Genomic DNA, 373 nt, shown 5'->3' on the forward strand with positions numbered 1-373 from the left:
CTGTTCCGTCGCCCTGAGTTTGATATTTTTCTGCTCAAGGTCATACACCAGATTCTGGAGGTCGCGAAGGCTTCTTGATAAGCGATCTATGCGAGTGATTACCAACGTATCGCCATCTCGCAGGTAGTCCAGACATTCATCAAATGCCTGGCGCCCTTCTTTCTTTGTCCCGCTAACTTTTTCCGAGAAAATTTTGCGACAACCCGCAGCGGTTAAAACTTCAACCTGGTGAGTCAAATCCTGATCAGTAGTTGAAACCCGTGCATAGCCGACAAGCTCCATCGTCATTTTCATCTCAATAGGTATTAGATTAGGCACTGTTGCAAATAGCCCGTTAGGGTCAACGCTCCCTTAGGCTAAAAAACCTTAGAGG

At 46.6% G+C, this 373-nt stretch carries 1 protein-coding gene; it reads right to left on the minus strand.

Annotated elements, in window-relative coordinates; translation table 11 throughout:
• Positions 1-288 (minus strand): recombinase family protein (locus tag AEP37_RS24105; protein ID WP_244880859.1); only part of this gene is annotated, 288 nt, incomplete at its 3' end.
• Positions 289-373: the final 85 nt, after the last annotated feature.

Origin of the sequence: Yersinia pekkanenii (assembly GCF_001152565.1) — a bacterium.
Lineage (GTDB): Bacteria > Pseudomonadota > Gammaproteobacteria > Enterobacterales > Enterobacteriaceae > Yersinia > Yersinia pekkanenii.